The sequence below is a fragment of the Paraglaciecola polaris LMG 21857 genome (genome assembly GCF_000315055.1).
In the GTDB taxonomy this organism is placed as follows: domain Bacteria; phylum Pseudomonadota; class Gammaproteobacteria; order Enterobacterales; family Alteromonadaceae; genus Paraglaciecola; species Paraglaciecola polaris.
This window is the reverse complement of the sequence record NZ_BAER01000051.1, coordinates 20370-38431: the sequence shown is the minus strand read 5'-3', so window position 1 is coordinate 38431 and position 18062 is coordinate 20370. Positions and strand designations below refer to the sequence as shown.

General features: G+C 47.4%; 20 protein-coding genes. 16 read left to right on the top strand and 4 right to left on the bottom strand.

The annotated features are described in order from the left end of the window. Positions 1-21 precede the first annotated feature (21 nt). The 6 genes from GPLA_RS11130 (at position 22) to GPLA_RS11105 (ending at position 7415) form a co-directional block, all read left to right on the top strand. Positions 22-837, top strand: a complete 816-nt coding sequence (locus GPLA_RS11130) for an abortive infection family protein (RefSeq protein ID WP_007105017.1) — start codon at positions 22-24, stop codon at positions 835-837. Positions 838-958: 121 nt separating this feature from the next. After that, positions 959-3109, top strand: a complete 2151-nt coding sequence (gene mobH, locus GPLA_RS11125; RefSeq protein WP_007105016.1) for a MobH family relaxase — start codon at positions 959-961, stop codon at positions 3107-3109. Positions 3110-3157: 48 nt separating this feature from the next. After that, the gene (gene traD / locus GPLA_RS11120) at positions 3158-4978 is read left to right on the top strand and encodes a conjugative transfer system coupling protein TraD (RefSeq protein WP_007105015.1); all 1821 of its coding nucleotides are present in this window, start codon (positions 3158-3160) and stop codon (positions 4976-4978) included. A gap of 9 nt (positions 4979-4987) precedes the next feature. Then, complete coding sequence (locus tag GPLA_RS11115) at positions 4988-5548, top strand: hypothetical protein (RefSeq protein WP_007105014.1); 561 nt, start codon at positions 4988-4990, stop codon at positions 5546-5548. Then, the gene (locus GPLA_RS11110) at positions 5535-6170 is read left to right on the top strand and encodes a DUF4400 domain-containing protein (protein ID WP_007105013.1); all 636 of its coding nucleotides are present in this window, start codon (positions 5535-5537) and stop codon (positions 6168-6170) included. The genes GPLA_RS11115 and GPLA_RS11110 overlap by 14 nt, the downstream gene beginning before the upstream one ends. A gap of 138 nt (positions 6171-6308) precedes the next feature. Continuing rightward, complete coding sequence (locus tag GPLA_RS11105; protein WP_007105012.1) at positions 6309-7415, top strand: Fic family protein; 1107 nt, start codon at positions 6309-6311, stop codon at positions 7413-7415. A 196-nt stretch (positions 7416-7611) separates the two neighbouring features. On the opposite strand, the gene GPLA_RS11100 is transcribed toward GPLA_RS11105, so the two are convergent. Beyond that, positions 7612-7908, bottom strand: a complete 297-nt coding sequence (locus tag GPLA_RS11100) for a HigA family addiction module antitoxin (protein ID WP_007105010.1) — start codon at positions 7906-7908, stop codon at positions 7612-7614. Positions 7909-8133: 225 nt separating this feature from the next. Between GPLA_RS11100 and traL the strand changes: the two genes are divergently transcribed. The 6 genes from traL to traA all read left to right on the top strand — a co-directional run bounded on the left by traL (position 8134) and on the right by traA (position 12240). Then, on the top strand, positions 8134-8415 hold the full coding sequence (gene traL / locus GPLA_RS11095; RefSeq protein ID WP_000433891.1) for a type IV conjugative transfer system protein TraL: 282 nt from the start codon (positions 8134-8136) through the stop codon (positions 8413-8415). After that, on the top strand, positions 8412-9038 hold the full coding sequence (locus GPLA_RS11090) for a TraE/TraK family type IV conjugative transfer system protein (protein WP_000667170.1): 627 nt from the start codon (positions 8412-8414) through the stop codon (positions 9036-9038). Before traL ends, GPLA_RS11090 begins: the two co-directional genes overlap by 4 nt. Continuing rightward, a complete protein-coding gene (locus GPLA_RS11085) occupies positions 9022-9918 on the top strand; it encodes a TraK domain-containing protein (RefSeq protein WP_007105009.1) in 897 nt (298 codons plus the stop codon). Before GPLA_RS11090 ends, GPLA_RS11085 begins: the two co-directional genes overlap by 17 nt. A gap of 2 nt (positions 9919-9920) precedes the next feature. After that, positions 9921-11210, top strand: a complete 1290-nt coding sequence (locus GPLA_RS11080) for a TraB/VirB10 family protein (RefSeq protein WP_007105008.1) — start codon at positions 9921-9923, stop codon at positions 11208-11210. 74 nt (positions 11211-11284) lie between these two features. Then, positions 11285-11857, top strand: coding sequence for a type IV conjugative transfer system lipoprotein TraV (gene traV, locus GPLA_RS11075; protein ID WP_001944091.1), 573 nt, complete (start codon positions 11285-11287; stop codon positions 11855-11857). Then, positions 11854-12240, top strand: coding sequence for a TraA family conjugative transfer protein (gene traA / locus GPLA_RS11070; protein WP_000180225.1), 387 nt, complete (start codon positions 11854-11856; stop codon positions 12238-12240). Before traV ends, traA begins: the two co-directional genes overlap by 4 nt. 65 nt (positions 12241-12305) lie before the next feature. Here traA and GPLA_RS24205 read toward each other — a convergent pair whose 3' ends face one another. Genes GPLA_RS24205 through abiEi form a run of 3 tightly spaced genes read right to left on the bottom strand, consistent with a single transcriptional unit; the run spans position 12306 to position 13753 of the window. Continuing rightward, entirely contained in the window at positions 12306-12788 is a 483-nt protein-coding gene (locus tag GPLA_RS24205) for a nucleotidyl transferase AbiEii/AbiGii toxin family protein (RefSeq protein WP_264370821.1), read from the bottom strand. Beyond that, on the bottom strand, positions 12733-13227 hold the full coding sequence (locus GPLA_RS24200; RefSeq protein WP_264370820.1) for a nucleotidyl transferase AbiEii/AbiGii toxin family protein: 495 nt from the start codon (positions 13225-13227) through the stop codon (positions 12733-12735). The genes GPLA_RS24205 and GPLA_RS24200 overlap by 56 nt, the downstream gene beginning before the upstream one ends. Then, entirely contained in the window at positions 13217-13753 is a 537-nt protein-coding gene (gene abiEi / locus GPLA_RS11060; RefSeq protein ID WP_007105006.1) for a type IV toxin-antitoxin system AbiEi family antitoxin, read from the bottom strand. The genes GPLA_RS24200 and abiEi overlap by 11 nt, the downstream gene beginning before the upstream one ends. Positions 13754-14131: 378 nt before the next feature. Here abiEi and GPLA_RS11055 point away from each other — a divergent pair, with 378 nt between their 5' ends. The 4 genes from GPLA_RS11055 to GPLA_RS11040 are packed head-to-tail and all read left to right on the top strand — an operon-like array spanning position 14132 to position 18059. After that, positions 14132-14824, top strand: a complete 693-nt coding sequence (locus GPLA_RS11055; RefSeq protein WP_007105005.1) for a DsbC family protein — start codon at positions 14132-14134, stop codon at positions 14822-14824. Then, positions 14824-17223, top strand: coding sequence for a type IV secretion system protein TraC (traC, locus tag GPLA_RS11050; RefSeq protein WP_007105004.1), 2400 nt, complete (start codon positions 14824-14826; stop codon positions 17221-17223). Before GPLA_RS11055 ends, traC begins: the two co-directional genes overlap by 1 nt. Beyond that, a complete protein-coding gene (locus GPLA_RS11045) occupies positions 17216-17563 on the top strand; it encodes a hypothetical protein (protein ID WP_007105003.1) in 348 nt (115 codons plus the stop codon). Before traC ends, GPLA_RS11045 begins: the two co-directional genes overlap by 8 nt. Further along, positions 17547-18059, top strand: a complete 513-nt coding sequence (locus tag GPLA_RS11040; protein ID WP_015066570.1) for a S26 family signal peptidase — start codon at positions 17547-17549, stop codon at positions 18057-18059. Before GPLA_RS11045 ends, GPLA_RS11040 begins: the two co-directional genes overlap by 17 nt. Positions 18060-18062 lie beyond the last annotated feature (3 nt).

Here is an 18062-nt window from a genome sequence, read left to right as displayed (position 1 = left end):
TATGGTTAGGGAGGATTACTCATGCCAAAACTAAAAGGTTCTGAGATTAGAACAATAGATAAAATTTTCGAGATGTCAGATGGCTATCTGTTAGATTTTTCAGATAGGACAATGGCTGAGTATTTTGAAGATGAGTTGAGCATTGATATTACCCAAGAGAAGTACCAGATTAATGGAGGCTCAAAGGCTAAACGTTTAAGATCTTTTATTGAGCTAGAGGATGGTTACTTGGTTGGCCAAGTACTCAGAAAACTTTGGCAGTATAAATGTGATTACAAACCCGAAGACCCACAGGAAAAGGCAAAGCTGTTTGAAATTTTAGCTAAAATTGAAACAGGTGTTAGTGCTTCAGTGTTAGCAACGCTTTCAACCAAAGCCGAAGTTTTGAATATGGATACGGTATCTAGGGACCTTGATAGAGCCCTGGAAAGCGCCTTTCGTGATCCGGAAAGTGCAGTCACATCGGCTTGTTCTACGTTAGAGAGTGTGTGCCGTTCGATCATAATTGAACTTGGCTTTGAACTTCCTAAGAAGAAAGATATTAAGGGATTGTTTGATTCAGTAAAGCGACCACTAGGGTTGTCTCCTGGTGAAATTAATGTAAATCCAGAAATTGCTGATGACGTAAGAAAGGTCCTATCTGGATTGGCAACCATTGTTGAAGGTATCGGAGCTCTGCGAACACATGGTGGTGATGCTCATGGTCGAGAGCGGGGTTACACCCGACTAGATGCCCGTATAGCCAAGTTAGCTATTCACTCAGCAAGTACCGCAGCGTTATTTCTAATTGAAACATGGCAACTAAAGTATCCATCAAAAGACCTCGTAAAACATTGATAGCAGGCTGTTAGCCTCTTGGTGGCCTGAAAATGACATGGCAGTTTGATGCAAGATTCTTGAAGCTATCGAACTAAACAACTCTGTTTGAACCTTCACACTATCGTGTCGGAGGTTCACTATGTTCAAAAACCTATTTTTTCAAGCCAAAGCACTACCAGAGCTTTCATCTCAACTGGATGCAGACATTCCACGCTATCCGCCATTCCTGAAGGGGTTGCCAGCAGCGTCACCCGAGGATTTGCAGTCCACACAAGACGAGCTAATAGCCAAACTGCGTCAGGTACTTGGCTTCAACCAGCGTGATTTTCAAAGGCTAATTCAACCCTGCATTGATCATCTGGCGTCCTATGTTCACTTGTTGCCAGCTTCTGAGCATCATCATCACAGTGGTGCTGGTGGTTTATTACGTCATTCGTTGGAAGTTGCTTTCTGGGCGGCACAAGCTGCTGAAGGGATCATCTTCGTTGCCAGTGGCACACCGGTTGAGAAAAAAGAGCTTGAACCAAGGTGGCGTGTTGCGGCGGCATTAGGCGGTTTGTTCCATGATATTGGTAAGCCTGTTTCAGACTTGTCCATCACAGACGAAGATGGACGCTATCAGTGGAACCCATTTTTAGAAACCTTATCCCAGTGGGCCACTAATAACCGCATTGAACGCTATTTCATTCGCTGGCGCGACGGACGGTGCAAACGGCACGAGCAATTTTCAATTCTGGTGTTAAACCGGGTGATGACACCTGAGTTGCTCGCCTGGTTAACCCAGCCGGGCCCTGAGATTTTGCAAGCTATGCTGGAGGCAATTGGCAATACCGATCCCGAGCATGTCCTGTCTAAATTGGTTATTGAAGCTGACCAAAGCAGTGTCCAGCGAGACCTGAAAGCTCAACGAATTTCCGTTGACGACAATGCCATTGGTGTCCCAGTTGAACGCTATCTACTTGATGCCATGAGGCGATTACTTGCCGGTTCGCAGTGGCTGGTCAATCAGCGAGACGCCAGAGTCTGGGTACGAAAATCGAATCAATCAACCAATCTTTACCTGGTCTGGAAAAGCGCGGCTAAGGAAATCATTGAGCTGTTGGCCAAAGACAAGATACCCGGCATTCCAAGAGATCCCGATACCCTTGCGGACATCCTCATTGAGCGAGGATTGGCCACTAAATCCGCCTCAAATGAGCGATATGAAAGCCTTGCCCCTGAAGTACTGATCAAAGACGGCAAGCCAATTTGGTTACCCATGCTGCATATAGTTGAGGCCGATTTATTGTTCAGCTCGAATGTACCAATTGGTGTGACACTGTTTAGTAAACCTGAGTGGGAAGCAACACAGCAAACACAAGCAGAGCCACAGATTCGCTCCAGTGAACATCCAGATTTGCCTGAAGCGTCATCATCAATCGAACATAGCAATTCGGCACAGTCGCCATCGACAAAACCGTCCGACCAAGATGATGAACTTCGTCATGCCAGTGATGTTAATAACCCCCAGGCAACTGAAAATGCTCCAGGTGATGAATGCGAAAAGCCTAACGATTCAAACGATGCCGCTATCGCAAGTAATGTAATCCGACACGATGAAGAAGCATTGAATCTCCCTGAATCTTTGGCGTGGCTCCCAGAGGCCAGCAGTGCGTTGGTTATGGTTGGTGAACATATACTGATCCGCTATCCCGATGCCGTAAGACATTGGTGTGCTCCCCGAAAACTGCTTGCTGAACTCAGTCAATTAGATTGGCTTGAACTAGATCCCGCAAACCCGACACGTAAAGCCAGAACTGTTACTACGAAAGATGGCGTTCAGGAGCAAGGGTTGCTGCTGAAAGTATCGATTTCTAAAGGGCTTACTGCACTGATAGACATCTCTAAACAAGACGAAGAATCAGTGACAGCAATTCAGAACGAAGAGGCTTTACAGCGTCCGAGTCGAACCGAGACAACCAATGCCCAAGCAAAAGAGCCCGCCACAAGAGCGGAGCGTAAGCAAAAGCCGATTGCGCCCAATGCGAACTCAAGTACAGACCCCAAACACGCGCAGCGCCAACAGATGGTTAATTTTGTGAAAGATTTGCCCATCTTACTGACCGATGGCAATTACCCAGACGTGGATCATAGTGCCGATGGTATTCGCGTCACGATTCAAACCTTACGCCAAGTCGCCAATGAGCATGGCATTCCAGCCGGACAGCTACTTCGGGGGATCTCGGCCAGTGACCAATGCCAGTTTGATGAGGGGGAAACGGTTCTGTTTACCGCTCACGCTAAACGTTAATCCATTTGAAGTTAAGCGGATTGTAAACGGTTATTTTGCGGAGCATGAATGAAAGAAAACGCATATGAGATGCCCTGGCGCACGAACTATGAAGCCATGGCAGTAGCAGGTTGGCTGGTTGGAGCAACTGGGGCAATTGCCGCAGAAATGCTGACAGAGTTACCGCCCGAACCATTTTGGTGGATGACAGGGATTTCCTCGGGCATGGCGTTGTATCGCCTGCCCGAGGCTTACCGTCTTTATAAGTTGCAGAAGGGGCTAAAAGGCAAACCATTGGCTTTTATGGCGCTGTCGCATTTACAAAAGGTGATGGCAAAACATCCTGATGAATTGTGGTTAGGGTATGGCTTTGAGTGGGACCAACGTCATGCTCAACGCGCTTATGAAATCTTAAAGCGGGATAAGCAAACCTTGCTTAACCAGGGGCACGGTAAGCAAATGGGTTCGACCTGGATTCATGGTGTTGAGCCCAAAGAAGAAGATGTGTACCAGTCAGTTGGTCACACAGAGGGGCATACCTTAATTGTCGGCACGACCGGGGCAGGGAAAACCCGATGCTTTGATGCGATGATCACCCAGGCCATTTTGCGTAATGAAGCCGTGATTATTATTGACCCTAAGGGAGACAAGGAACTTAAGGATAATGCGCAGCGAGCCTGTATTTCCGCCGGTAGTCCTGAGCGCTTTGTGTATTTTCATCCGGGCTTTCCAGAGCATTCAGTACGTCTTAATCCCCTGAGAAACTTTAACCGAGGCACTGAAATTGCCAGCCGAATTGCGGCATTAATCCCATCTGAAACCGGTGCTGATCCATTTAAAGCCTTTGGCCAAATGGCACTGAATAACATCGTGCAAGGTTTGTTGCTTACTTCACAGCGTCCTGATCTGAAAACACTGAGACGATTCTTGGAAGGTGGCCCAGAAGGCTTGGTAGTAAAAGCCGTCACAGCCTGGGGTGAGCAGGTATATCCGAACTTTAGTGTGGAGATCAAGCGCTTTACTGAAAAGGCCAATACCTTGGCTAAACAAGCTATGGCGATGCTGCTTTTTTACTACGAACGCATTCAGCCCGTTGCCGCCAATACCGATTTGGAAGGCCTTTTGAGCATGTTTGAGCATGATAGAACCCACTATTCCAAGATGGTAGCTTCATTGATGCCGGTGCTCAATATGCTCACATCAAGTGAACTAGGTCCATTGCTATCACCGATTGCAAACGACGTGGATGACAGCCGGTTAATTACGGATTCTGGCCGTATTATCAACAATGCCCAAGTGGCCTATATCGGGTTGGATTCATTAACCGACGCCATGGTTGGCAGCGCCATTGGTTCGTTGCTTTTATCCGATCTTACCGCTGTGGCCGGTGACCGCTATAACTATGGTGTTGAAAATCGTCCCGTAAATATTTTCATCGATGAGGCGGCTGAAGTCGTCAACGATCCCTTCATTCAACTGCTCAACAAAGGCCGTGGCGCAAAAATGCGTTGTGTGATTGCTACTCAGACCTTTGCTGACTTTGCCGCTCGTACAGGCAGCGAAGCTAAGGCTCGCCAGGTGTTAGGCAACATCAACAACTTGATAGCCCTTCGGGTGATGGACGCCGAAACCCAGCAGTACATTACTGACAATCTGCCAAAGACTCGGTTGCAGTACATCATGCAAACTCAGGGTATGTCGTCCAACTCGGACAGCCCCGCGTTGTTTACCGGCAATCATGGCGAACGCTTGATGGAGGAAGAAGGCGATATGTTTCCACCGCAGTTATTAGGCCAGCTTCCCAACCTGGAGTACATCGCCAAGCTTTCAGGTGGCCGTGTGATCAAAGGTCGCATTCCTATATTAACCAGCTCTACACAGGCAGCATAAGGAGTCTGTATGCATCATTCTGTCTGTCTGAAAATGACAACACTTACCAGTAAAGAAATGCTCGCTCAGTGGCAGCAACATAACCCTCAGTTCAAGGAAGCTTTAAGACTGCTTGAAACCGACTGGCCTCATGCTTTGGCTTCAGTACACTGTTTGGCGGACTATTTAACGGATGCGCTCACGTTAGATGGCCATTCCATCTTTGATTTGTGTCTGTGCAATGGCTTGGGTAGTTATGAAGAAGTCAGTTGTGATGATGACAGTGTTCGCCTTTGGCATTTCATTGAGGCGCTTACCTGGACTGCCGCCAGTGCTTTAACGGGTATTCGCCTGCGTGATCCTGACCATTTCGAGTGGGCTGCCGTAGATGGTGTGTATTTCCACACCTGGATGCGTAATCGTCCAAATCGGATGGCGTATTTGGCAGAAGGACGCATCGAGGTGCGTTATGTCAGTGGTCATACGACGACAAAGCGGCTTCAACAAGTGATTAAAGCCCGGATTGTGACGCCAACCGTTGCAGCCATGCTGGCCCGAGTAGAAGAGGATATTTGGCATGAGCAAGCATAAGTCGGTTTGGCTGCTGTGTCTGGCACTGATGCTGGAGATTATTGCCATTGGCGTGTTAGTGCCCGGTGATTGGACTGGCCGGGTCATTAGTAAAGAGAAGCAGATGATCCAAAATCAATTGGGCGCACAAACAAGCTATTGGATTGGTCAAACTAGTCATGGTTGGTATCAATCATGGATTGTGGATACGCAGATGGAGCAATCTGTGCGAGATTTTCTAATCCCCACTGAAGAACAGCGACTACGCTCTAAAGGGATGGAGAACATGGGAGGCTTTTGGTTTGTCTGGGTAGAAGACCGTATTCAGTCATTTTTTGATGTGTTGTACCAAGTGTTCACGCGATTTGCGTTGCTGATGGTCTGGTTGCCCTTTGCGCTTATTCTCATGTTACCGGCGCTGTGGGACGGCTTAATGACTTGGAAGATTAAGAAGACAACCTTTGATTTTTCGAGCCCTATCATTCACCGCTACAGCATGATTATCCTGGGCTCAGGTGTCATTTTGCTGTTTATGGGATTGTTCGCCCCGCTGGCTATTCCACCGGTGGTGTTACCGTCGCTGATCATCGGTTTAGCATTGATGGCGGGGTTGGCGTTAAGTCACTTGCAGAAGAAGATTTGAGGCCTCGGTTAATGGCCACCAAGACAGGGTGATATGAATATCTGACTTATTCATATCATGAATTGATTCGATTGTGAGTTTTATTCCAATCATGTTATGATTTGAAAAGACTGTTATTTAAATCAAAAAGGCGACAAGATGTGGATCTGGCAACAAGCTGACTGGCCGAACTTTATCTGGGATGAAAAAGTCATTGAACCCAAGTTACGCGACATTCGCTTTCACCAAGGAATGTTGTTGGGCAAGATGTCGAGCCAACCTAAAGACCAAAGGCAAAGTATGTTAGACACGCTATTGGCGAACATTATTCATTCGAGTGCCATAGAAGGTGAGAAGCTCAATGCTTTTTCTGTTCGTTCGTCCTTGGCTAATAAGCTTGGTCTTTCTGAAGACAAACCATTTCCAACCACTGAACGCACAGATGGCCTAGCAGAAATAATGTTAGATGCGGTGGAGAATTTAGACTCGCCGCTCTCACTTGAGAGAATATTGCAATGGCATCAACGGCTGTTTCCTGAGGGTTACACCTTATTCAACCCTGTTATAGGGGGGCGGTTACGTGGGGATGAGCCTATGCAGGTAGTATCGGGTAGGATTGATAAACCCACAGTGCATTTTGAAGCGCCAAGCCGAGATGTGCTTGAGTCCGAACTGGACGTGTTTATCCGCTGGTTTAATGACTCTCGTGAGGACCCCGCTCTAGACCCATTGCTTAGAGCTGCGATAACTCACTTTTGGTTCGTGACGCTCCATCCTTTGGATGACGGCAATGGCAGGATCACCCGCTTACTTACTGATTTAGCACTGGCCCAGGCTGAGCGTCAATCAGTCCGTTTCTATGCAATGTCAGTGGCGATTTTAGCCAACCGTAAAAGCTACTACGAAATATTAGAGCAATCCCAGAAAGGTGAACTTGATATTACTGCTTGGCTTATGTGGTTTTTAAACACCTTAGGTGAAACATTCACCAATGTGCTCGAAGAAATCGACCAAACGGTTTTTAAAACAAACTTCTGGCGAAATGTCGATCAAACGCGACTGTCCTCGGAACAAGTAAAAGTGCTCAATCGAATGCTTGATGGGGATTTTGACCAAGGCATTAATACGTCGCAATATCATAAAGTGGCGAAAGTGAGTAAGCCAACCGCGTCTCGTCATTTAGCGGCTTTGGTCGAGCTTGGTTGCTTGGTAAAAAGTGATGCTGGGGGCAGGAGTACTCGGTATAAGCTGGCGCACTTGAGTTAAAAAAACGCACATTGATGGTGTGCTCCGATAGAACCAGAGACAATTTTAAACTAGCTGCTTAAGGTGTGTGTTCGAGCATTTTTGCGTGTGATTTTCCGTTCGATGTGTGCAAATTCTCGACTTAGTTTATGATATTCACGTGCAACACTTTGATTTTTAAGTGCCTTTCCTTTCAATGTTTTTAGAGACATAAATTTTATCCCAATGCTAGTTCATAAGGCTGGACGTGTAACGAGGCCTTTTGATTTTTGAGTACTGACAAGTCATAAGCGCTTTGCAGGCGTAACCAGTGCTCAGCAGAGGGCTTAGCAAAAGCCAGCTCCAAGCGTACAGCCATTTCCGGAGTGATTGCACCTAGTCCGTTCAATACCTTGGATAGAGTTTTACGGCTTACATTCAAGTGTTCTGCAACATCGGTAATCGTCAACTCCAACGGCTCGATGACCATCTCTTTTAATATCTCACCAGGGTGAGCAGGGTTATGCATTGTCATGAGTGATAATCCTCGTAGTTCTGCTTCACGTCGGTTAGATCTGAATGTAATGCGCCAATTACCAAGAACTAATAGTAACCCTTAAGCTTACGATATCAATATGATTGTAAGAGCAGAATCACAAAGCCACCTCAAAACCTTCAAGAATTCGGCATCTAGCTGACCACTGAACCTGTCAATCTCAAGGCATTCTTCACTTCTCAATTCAAACAACGAGGAGTGACTATGGAACCTGTGAGTATTCCGTCCTATATCGATGACCCGCCGCACTTCCTGCTTTGGAGTGCCGATGAGATGGCTCCCATTCTGTTGGGGCTAGTGATCGGCATTTTTACCGGTAATGCCTTGGTTTTATGCCTGTTGGGGTTGGTGACAACCAAACTCTATCGGCGCTTTCGTGATGGTCGCCCAGATGGTTTTATTCTTCACGCCATCTACTGGGCCGGACTGTTGCCAACCAAAGCCAAGACGATCCCTAACCCATTTATCAGGAGCTATCTGCCGTGAAGTTCGACGTGTTTTTAAAATCATGGCAAGGCACGCAATTAGAGAACCGATGGCAACGGTTTCTGATTGCAGTACTGGTGCTATCTAATTTGCTGCTTGCGGTAGCAGCATTTTCTCGCAATACCGTGGTAGCCATTCAACCGCCAACCTTGTCTGAAACGGCTGAAGTGTCACGAAACCAAGCCACTCAACCTTACCTTGAATCCTGGGGACTCTACCTGGCTGAGCTTATGGGCAACGTGACGCCGGGTAATGTGTCTTTTATCCGGGTTGCTATTGAGCCGCTACTTTCTCCAGCGGTGTACCAGCAAGTGGTCGATGCACTGGAGATTCAGGCAAGACAAATCCGGGAAGACCGAGTCACGCTCAAATTCCAACCCAGACAAGTGGAGTATGAGTATGAAACCGGCCATGTCTTTGTGACCGGTTATTCCTTGGTCTCTGGACCATCTGGAGATGAACAGCGCCAAACTCGCACCTATGAGTTTGATATCGATATTGAGCAATACCGTCCAAAGCTCAGTTGGATGGATACGTATGAGGGGCAAGCTAGAACGAAGCGAGTTCGTGAAAAGTTGACCCAAGAGCAAAACCGGAGGGTGAATGATGCGAACCAAAATTAGTCGATGGATGACACCAAGCTTAATCGCAATGAGCTTGAGTGGCGTCCTGTTATCTCAAGCGTCGTATGCAGACGTGGAATTGCCGATTGTACCAGCCAGTGTGATGAAGCAGTCTGCTACTGCAAATCCACCGGTTCAAAGCAATACGGTTGCAGCGGATGCGCCAACAACGTTACTGATGACACCGGGGGTTAATGAACTGATCCCTGTCGCACTTGGGCATCTGAATCGGATTGTGACGCCGTTTGAATCGCCTCAGGTGAGAACAACCAGTGATGCTCAGACGCAAATTAAGGGGAATGTTGTATATGTGGCCACGGACAAAGAATCACCGGTTTCACTTTACATCACTCCGCCTGGTCAGGAAGCGCCCGCATTATCAGTCACCTTAGTACCTCGTCGTATTCCACCGCGTGAAATCACCTTAGCGATTGATGGTCAGCAGTGGCCCATTAAGGGCGTCGTGAACCGAAAAGCCGCCACTTGGGAAACGGCTCAGCCATACGTCGATAGCTTACGTGATTTACTCAGACGCCTTGCACTAAATGAGTTACCACAAGGCTATGACATCCGTTTAGCTGGCCAAACTGACACAAGCCCGAAATGTTTTCAGCCGGGCTTAAAGTTTGGTTTTAAGCAGGGGCAAATTGTGACAGGCCATTATTTCACCGTCTTTGTAGGACTGGTTGAAAGCTTTGCCGATGAGCCGATAGAAGCCAGTGAAATAGCCTGTCATGCACCAGATATAGTGGCAAGCGCCTACTGGCCTCGCAATATCTTGTTGCCGGGTGAAAAGACTGAGTTGTATGTGGTTGTTCGCAATCATCGTGAAGAACCAGTGGAAAGTCAGCGACCTTCGCTTCTTGTGGGAGGTAAGTAACGATGAAAGCACAATGGGAACAAATGAGCCCGAACATGAAGCGGGGTCTATCGGTTGCTGGTATTGCTGGTGGTCTCATCCTTATGGTGATGGTGTTTTCACCTAATCCTGACGATGGCTCAAGTAGTCGGAACCGGCAGGAAACAATCCGGCACATTCTTACGGATACCAATACTCGTGATGTTGGGGTCGATAGTTTGGCTGCGAACGTAAAACTACTTAGTGAGCGCAATGAACAGTTACGTCGTGAAGTTGAGCGCTTGCGTCGTGACGTCGATTCAGGACGGCTAAGCCCAGGTTCGCCTTCTATACCAAGTGAGGTCAATGCGGAGCTGGCCCGCCTTAGAGCGGAACTTGATGATGTTCGCGCAGGAGGTGATGCAGCAGTTGAAGGCACAAATAGCCGTTTTGAAGTGCCTTTATCTGCCATGGAATTACCCAAAGACGAAAAGCCTCTGCCGTCTAACCCAGACGACTATTTTGCCAATGCGCCGCTGCCTGATCCGCTCTATCAGCAGCCAGCCAATGGCCACGGTACACGAGCACGAGATGTTCCATTGCCGCCAATCACGATTCGTATGATTGAGCCTGAAGTGGTTGCTGAACCAGAGGTTGTTGTGCAAGAAGCGCCGCCTTTGTATCTACCGGCGGGCAGCATCATCTCAGGTACTTTGATCACAGGTTTGGATGCTCCTACTCACGAGTCCGCAAGACGCGAGCCTTTTCCTGCATTGCTGAGGATTCAAAAGGAAGCCATTTTACCCAACCGATTTAGAGCGGATATCAAAGAGTGTTTCTTGATCGCCGCAGGTTACGGTGATTTGAGCTCTGAGCGTGCTTATTTGCGAGGCGAGACCATTTCATGTGTGAGAGAAGATGGTGGCGTCATTGAAACACGACTGGATTCTTATGCCGTGGGTGAAGACGGCAAAGCCGGTATTCGTGGCCGATTGGTGTCGAAACAAGGCCAGCTGGTGGCCAAATCGATGATGGCCGGATTCCTTCAGGGCTTGGCTGGCGCATTTGATGTAAATCCTGTTCCGACGATTCAGACGGGTAATGCCGGTGATACTCAGCTGTACCAGCAAGTCATGAGCCAAGAAGCATTACAAGGCGCTGCGATTAAAGGCACAGGTAAAGCATTGGATCGAGTGGCCAAGTTCTATTTGGACATGGCTGAAAATATGTTCCCAGTCATAGAGATAGACGCTGCAAGGAAAATTGAAGTAATCGTCACTCGTGGTGCCTCGTTGTCGTTGGCCACTTCGCAAGGGGGAGGTGCAAGAAGATGAAAAAATCCTGCATGTTGCTAACCGATCGAAGTCCGTTTCAGACAATAAGATGTGTATCCAGAGGAGAGTTAACCATGACGACATCAATGCAGAACAACCCAAAGCACCAGTCAAAACAGTGGTCTAAAGCTGGATTACTTTTATTGGCAGTCGGCTCAACCTTATTGTCTGGCTGTAGTTCATTGGGTCTTGGGAGTAGTGAATATGGATGCCCAGGTATGCCTGACGGTGTGCGCTGTTTATCCGCTCGTGAAGTCTATGAGCTGACCAGTAATGGCGCTGCACCCAAGACGATTGATGCTGTGGCGACTCGAATTGGTTCTCCCTCTGGGTATTCACAATCTGATTTAGAGACAGGACTGCTGAGCCATCCAGCATTACCTGAGACGCAGCAATCTGCACCTATTCGCATTCCTTCAAGGGTAATGCGGATTTGGATTGCGCCTTGGGAGGATGACCGTGGAGATCTGAATTTATCCAGCTACGTGTTTACCGAAATTGAACCGCGCCGGTGGGATATTGGGGTGTCAGCACCTCGAACGGTTTCGCCAGTGCTACGTCCACTTCAGACTCAAAGCGATTCTGCCTCAGCGGGAGCTGATGGTAAGCGCGATAACTTGAGTATCTACGGAGAAACTAACGAATGACAAATGCAGTTCGCACCATTCAAACTCAGCGCCTAATGACCATTGGTGCGCTTGGTTTAATGGCGTTAATGATTTCGGAGCCCTCATTTGCGGGCACCGGTGGTGATGCTTTCACCGATGTGTGGGATACCCTAAAAGACTGGACCCAAGGTACTTTGGGACGGATCGTAGCGGGAGCCATGGTACTGGTGGGTATTGTGGGCGGTATCGCTCGCCAAAGCTTGATGGCTTTTGCCTTGGGCATTGGTGGCGGTATGGGTCTCTACAATACGCCAACCGTTGTTGAAAGTGTTATGTCTGCAACCTTACCTGTTGTTGCCAGCACTCAAGAAGTCATTGGCACAACAGTTCCAGCAATCAGCGCCGTTTTACTGGGCACCTGATAAACTTAATAGAGACCTTTAAAAGGTTTGGGTCTACAAAGTCACTGCTTTTTAGACCCAATTTTTTACATTCTAAACTCATTATTAGTAACGTTGCCTAGTAATTCGTTACTCACAGTTTTAAATAGTTTCGCCAAAGTATTTTGCAGGTAAACTTGAAACTTATCCTGAGCTAGGGTTCTATCAAATACATCTGTTGGTAAGAAACGTTTCATTTCTGCAATGAGCGCTTCACTAGATACAATATCAGGAAGTCGGTCGAGAAAGTTATCCAACATTTTGTTGAAGTGCTCAAGTTTATAATCTGACACCTTGTTTTTAACTAAGTCCATATTGAGTGTCGCGCCTTGTTGCTGTAACCAAGCTAAATCCCATATATCTCGGTGGCGGACATACCTTGTAGTGGCAGGCAAGGAAATGATTTTATCCGCCATGACTTCATCCAAGCTTTCTGTCAAAATTAGCGTATCACTGTATCCATCAGGCAAAAAATCATAGTTTATTTGAAGAGGTTGGGGCTCTCTTGTATAGGCTGGAATGTTTGCCACTTCTACTTTGATTTTTTTGTTTTGGCAGATCTTTTCTCTCAGGAGAAGTCACTACAGCTATTTGCCACTTATCAATGCTCAATTCAGAATATTTAGGATCTTGCTTTAGATCCTTTGGTTCTTTTACTGTCACTTCAAGCCCGTATCGTTCGCCAATGTACTTTTCTATACAATGTTTCATGTCTGCCAGCATCGCTGAGCTGAAATCCTTCCCGCCAGCAAAATCCAGATCTTCGCTGAAACGATTGCCGCCATAACAAAGGCGCAATGAAGTGCCACCTTGAAAAGTTAGTTTGTCTAGAAGTCCACCTTTCTCTAGCGCAAATAAAATATCGTAGTGTAAGAGCTCTTTCTCTATCACTGAGCGCATATGAGATACATTTTCAACCTGCATTGCTTTATTTACCAATTGCGCGAAATTTTCTTGATCAATTTTCATATAGCCCATCCTTGCTTACTAAATGTGTATTTCGGCCAACTCGTTTTAAGTCTCTGTATGCAGTTTGTTTCGTTGCTAACCTAAGCGGTCTGCCGACTAAACTGGTATTTTCTAAAATATCCATTGGATCTCGTTTCGTATGCGTAAATTCAATTGTACCCAAAGGTGTTTTGAATTCACCGGAACGTCCCGTTGTCATAACAGTTAAGCGATCTACTGGAATTTGCGAAATAACTCCAAAATCAGAAAGTGCAGACTCTAGGCTAATGTAGTTATATTCTCCACGCCGAATGGTTTTAGCAATTTGCTCCAACGTATCGCTGCCTTTCGACTGCGCTAAATTGTATAAGTACACACCATTAATGATTCGGGTGAGTAAGCCATCGTCTTGCAAACGTTTAATTCCCGCACGCAATGCTCGTTCATTATCTTGATGAAAGATTTTCGCCAGATCTGAATTAGTAAAAACACAGCGACCACGCTTGTCATATTCTAAGAGCTTTTTAATTGCCTCAGCCTTTTTCACAATACGCCTCTAGTTATCAAGGATGACACTTAAACATGTCATAAGTGTAGACTTATTTTTTATGGGGCGCAAGTGTACAATAATGACGCTAAAAGGTGTCAAATTTGTCAACTTGACCTCTGGGGGTATTAAAAGGACTTGGTTAGTTTACACTGTGATGAATTTTAACACCCAGAGTGTGAAAAAGCGGATTTAGATAAACTAGATGAATTGGGGGAAGCCTGTAAGGCTGCCAGAATGAAAGCTATATCTGAACTAATAGTGCGTAACAACAAGTGGCACCCTAGCAAGGCATCCAATTCTTCAATCTATCTAACCGAGTCCACATAGGACAACTGCATAGACTGGAGCCTCGATTTACATTAACGAGGACTCCTCATGCGAAAACTATCTCCAATTATTCTGGCGCTTGCGCTGTCTCCATTGGTTCAAGCTGAACCTGTGTCTGAAGTGTCGCCCGTTGGCAGAATTGACGGCATGGTTTCTTTACCTGTCACGGGTATGAAAGCGGTCGAAAGCAATGGCCGTATTGTTTTCATGTCAGACAGTGGCCGGTTCGTCATTGATGGCACGCTCTATGATGCCTGGTCGAAAAAGCCGCTTACCAGTCTTGAAGAAATTCGTGAAGCGGGGAACACGCTGGACTTAAGTCGTCTTGGCTTAAAAATGGATGATTTGAACCCACTGACGCTGGGCGAAGGCAAAAAGAAAGTGGTGGTCTTTGTTGACCCACGATGCCCGCACTGCCATGAGCTTTTGAAACAAGCTTTACCGCTAACCAAAGAATACACCTTCCAAATACTCCCTGTGCCAGTGCTTGGTCCTGATTCAGAGCGTCAGGTTCGCCAGCTTGGCTGTGCGCGTGACAAGAAAGCGGCCACCGATGCATTGCTCAATGGCCGGATTGGTAACCTAGAACAGGATGATGCCTGCAACTTAGAGCCAATGCAGCGTACCTTGGTGACGGCTCAAATCCTGGGCATTCAAGGTGTGCCTTTCATCGTCGCCAATGATGGTCGCATCAGTCGAGGCCGTCCTTATGATCTTTCTGCTTGGTTGGAGGGGCGTTAATGAAAGCCTCTCTGTATTCAGGGCAACGCGCTTCAGAGCTCTTGCCAGTATTGGCCTATTCGGACGATGAGCAACTGTTTTTCATGGAAGACCAAAGTGTTGGTTTTGGATTTCTATGTGACCCATTGCCTGGTGGTGATGAGTCTGTTGCAGACAGGGTTAATGTTCTACTCAACAACGACTGGCCAAAAGACACTTTGCTGCAATTTGGCCTGTACGCCTCGCCTGATATTCAAACCGACCTTCAGCGCATGATGGGCTTAAGGCATCGTCAATCCGATCCATTGCTCAGGGCGTCGATTCGCAAACGTGCGGATTTCCTCGATGGGGGCACGGTTCAACCGATAGAAGAATCGACCCAGACTCAGGTACGCAACTTTCAACTGATCGTCACCTGCAAATTGCCTTTGGAAAGTCCTATACCGACGGAGCGTGAGTTGAGTCGAGCATCCGCGCTTCGGGCTTCTTTCTCGCAAGCGCTGGCAACGGTTGGTTTTCGCGTCTCTGAGATGACTGACCGAAACTGGCTCGCGGCATTAAGTGCGCAGCTTAACTGGGGAAAAGATGCTTCTTGGCGTAATCCATCTCCAATTCGAAGTGAGGCAGATAAACCACTTCGAGAGCAAGTGTTGGATTATGACCGAGCTATCAAGGTGGATAGCCAAGGTCTGATGCTGGGTGATTACCGAGTTAAAACCTTATCGTTTAAGCGCTTGCCTGAGCGGATCTGGTTTGGTCATGCCGCAAGTTTTGCGGGCGATATGATGACGGGCAGTCGCGGTTTACGCGGCAGCTTTTTGCTGAATGTCACCATTCACTTTCCTTCAGCTGAGGCGATGCGATCTCGTTTAGAGACGAAGCGTCAATGGGCGGTCAATCAGGCTTATGGCCCGATGCTCAAGTTTGTGCCGGTGCTTGCAGCCAAGAAAAAGGGATTTGATGTTCTTTTTGAAGCCTTGCAAGAAGGTGATCGTCCTATTCGGGCAAACATGACCTTAACGCTGTTTTCACCGACGGAAGAGGCGTCCATCAGCTCTGTTTCAAATGCTCGAACTTACTTCAAAGAACTCGGATTTGAGCTGATGGAAGACAAGTACTTCTGTTTGCCCATTTTCCTGAATGCCTTGCCATTTGGTGCTGATCGCCAGGCGATGAACGACTTGTTTCGATTCAAGACCATGGCGACACGGCATGTGATCCCGCTATTGCCTTTGTTTGCAGATTGGAAAGGCACGGGCACGCCGGTGATTAACTTTGTTTCCCGCAATGGCCAGATCATGAGTGTGTCCCTTTATGACTCAGGCAGTAATTACAACTGTTGCATCGCGGCGCAATCAGGGTCGGGCAAGTCTTTCCTGGTGAACGAAATCATCTCTTCCTACTTATCTGAAGGCGGGCAATGCTGGGTGATTGATGTTGGCCGCTCTTATGAAAAGCTGTGTGAAGTCTATGACGGAGAGTTCTTACAGTTCGGGCGGGACAGTGGCATTTGCTTAAATCCGTTTGAAATCGTTGAGGACTATGACGAAGAAGCGGATGTACTGGTTGGGTTATTGGCCGCAATGGCCGCACCTACGCAGTCATTAACCGATTTTCAGATGGCCAATCTAAAGCGTCAGACACGTGAACTGTGGGAGAAAAAAGGTCGTGCCATGTTAGTTGATGATGTGGCAGAGGCTTTAAAAAATCATGAAGACCGTCGTGTGCAAGACGTGGGTGAGCAGCTCTATCCGTTTACGACAAAGGGCGAATATGGCCGCTTCTTTAATGGCCACAACAATATTCGCTTCAAAAACCGTTTCACCGTTTTGGAGTTAGAAGAACTCAAGGGGCGTAAGCATCTACAACAAGTGGTGTTGCTTCAGCTTATCTACCAAATCCAACAAGAGATGTACTTAGGTGAGCGGGATCGACGCAAGATTGTGTTCATTGACGAAGCTTGGGATCTGCTGACTCAAGGTGATGTCGGTAAGTTCATCGAGACGGGTTACCGTCGATTTCGAAAATATGGCGGCAGTGCTGTAACGGTAACGCAGTCGGTCAACGATTTGTATGACAGCCCAACAGGTAAAGCCATCGCTGAAAACTCGGCCAATATGTACCTGCTTGGCCAAAAAGCTGAAACCATCAACGCACTCAAAAAAGAAGGTCGCTTGCCACTAGGTGAAGGCGGCTACGAATACCTGAAAACCGTTCATACCGTCACGGGTGTCTATTCCGAAATTTTCTTTATTACCGAAATGGGCACCGGGATTGGCCGCCTTATCGTCGATCCGTTTCACAAGCTGTTGTACTCGTCCCGTGCAGAAGATGTAAACGCGATTAAGCAGTTAACGCGCAAAGGCCTTTCTGTTGCTGATGCCATCTCTCAGTTGTTGAAGGAGCGAGGCTATGAATAAGTCCACGCTTTGGCCATTTATGGCCTCTATTACTTTGTCTATTGCTGGTAGCGGTTTAATGACCAGCTGGCTCTTAATGAAAACACTCGAACCCATCCACAGCCAGTTGGCGTTAAGTACGCCCATTGCAGTCGTGGATTTTGGGGATGCGGTGTTGTCACTGGGTCCTAATGCCAGCGAACAAGACATCGAATCCAGGTTGCTTCAGACCAATCAGCAAATTGAAAAGTTAAAAGCAGCCGGTTTTATCGTGCTGGATGCCCAAGCGGTGGTTGGCGCTGATGATTCTGTTTTCGTGCCAGTAGGCTCAAAGGAGGTGTCTCATGCAGATACTCCGTAAAAGAATGCCTTGGCGGCCATATCTCATTCGGTTGACCGTTCTTGCGTTAATCATGGCCTTGGTAGGCACCTACGCCATGATGCGCTACCGAATAGGTATTGATACCCAGCAAGAGCGCTGTCTGCCTGATACCACGGTGTATCTGATTGACTTATGGAATAAAGAGCCCGTTAAGGATGGTTTGTATGCCTTCCATTCAAAAGGACTCGCTCCGTTATATAACGACGGTACTCGGATGCTGAAACGCCTAACAGGGATGCCAGGGGATGAAGTCAAGGTGACGCCTGAGCATGTGCTGGTGAACGGTGCTGAAGTCTCTACCGGCATGGCATTAGCCCAGCGTCTTGGTGTGGCTGAAACAGAATTTAGCCGCTCATTGACGCTGCAAGAAAACGAGTATTGGTTTTCTGGTGAGGCCGCAACGAGTTTCGACTCCCGTTATTGGAATGCCGTTAAGCGCGAGCAGATTGTCGGTCGCGCTTGGCCGCTTTGGTAGGAG

Excerpts from the sequence above, each read along its gene's own strand:
- GPLA_RS11130 (WP_007105017.1), top strand. The coding sequence starts at position 22 with ATGCCAAAACTAAAAGGTTCTGAGATTAGAACAATAGATAAAATTTTC.
- mobH (WP_007105016.1), top strand. The coding sequence starts at position 959 with ATGTTCAAAAACCTATTTTTTCAAGCCAAAGCACTACCAGAGCTTTCA.
- traD (WP_007105015.1), top strand. The coding sequence starts at position 3,158 with ATGAAAGAAAACGCATATGAGATGCCCTGGCGCACGAACTATGAAGCC.
- GPLA_RS11115 (WP_007105014.1), top strand. The coding sequence starts at position 4,988 with ATGCATCATTCTGTCTGTCTGAAAATGACAACACTTACCAGTAAAGAA.
- GPLA_RS11110 (WP_007105013.1), top strand. The coding sequence starts at position 5,535 with ATGAGCAAGCATAAGTCGGTTTGGCTGCTGTGTCTGGCACTGATGCTG.
- GPLA_RS11105 (WP_007105012.1), top strand. The coding sequence starts at position 6,309 with ATGTGGATCTGGCAACAAGCTGACTGGCCGAACTTTATCTGGGATGAA.
- GPLA_RS11100 (WP_007105010.1), bottom strand. The coding sequence starts at position 7,908 with ATGACAATGCATAACCCTGCTCACCCTGGTGAGATATTAAAAGAGATG.
- traL (WP_000433891.1), top strand. The coding sequence starts at position 8,134 with ATGGAACCTGTGAGTATTCCGTCCTATATCGATGACCCGCCGCACTTC.
- GPLA_RS11085 (WP_007105009.1), top strand. The coding sequence starts at position 9,022 with ATGCGAACCAAAATTAGTCGATGGATGACACCAAGCTTAATCGCAATG.
- GPLA_RS11080 (WP_007105008.1), top strand. The coding sequence starts at position 9,921 with ATGAAAGCACAATGGGAACAAATGAGCCCGAACATGAAGCGGGGTCTA.
- traV (WP_001944091.1), top strand. The coding sequence starts at position 11,285 with ATGACGACATCAATGCAGAACAACCCAAAGCACCAGTCAAAACAGTGG.
- traA (WP_000180225.1), top strand. The coding sequence starts at position 11,854 with ATGACAAATGCAGTTCGCACCATTCAAACTCAGCGCCTAATGACCATT.
- GPLA_RS24200 (WP_264370820.1), bottom strand. The coding sequence starts at position 13,227 with ATGAAAATTGATCAAGAAAATTTCGCGCAATTGGTAAATAAAGCAATG.
- GPLA_RS11055 (WP_007105005.1), top strand. The coding sequence starts at position 14,132 with ATGCGAAAACTATCTCCAATTATTCTGGCGCTTGCGCTGTCTCCATTG.
- traC (WP_007105004.1), top strand. The coding sequence starts at position 14,824 with ATGAAAGCCTCTCTGTATTCAGGGCAACGCGCTTCAGAGCTCTTGCCA.
- GPLA_RS11045 (WP_007105003.1), top strand. The coding sequence starts at position 17,216 with ATGAATAAGTCCACGCTTTGGCCATTTATGGCCTCTATTACTTTGTCT.
- GPLA_RS11040 (WP_015066570.1), top strand. The coding sequence starts at position 17,547 with ATGCAGATACTCCGTAAAAGAATGCCTTGGCGGCCATATCTCATTCGG.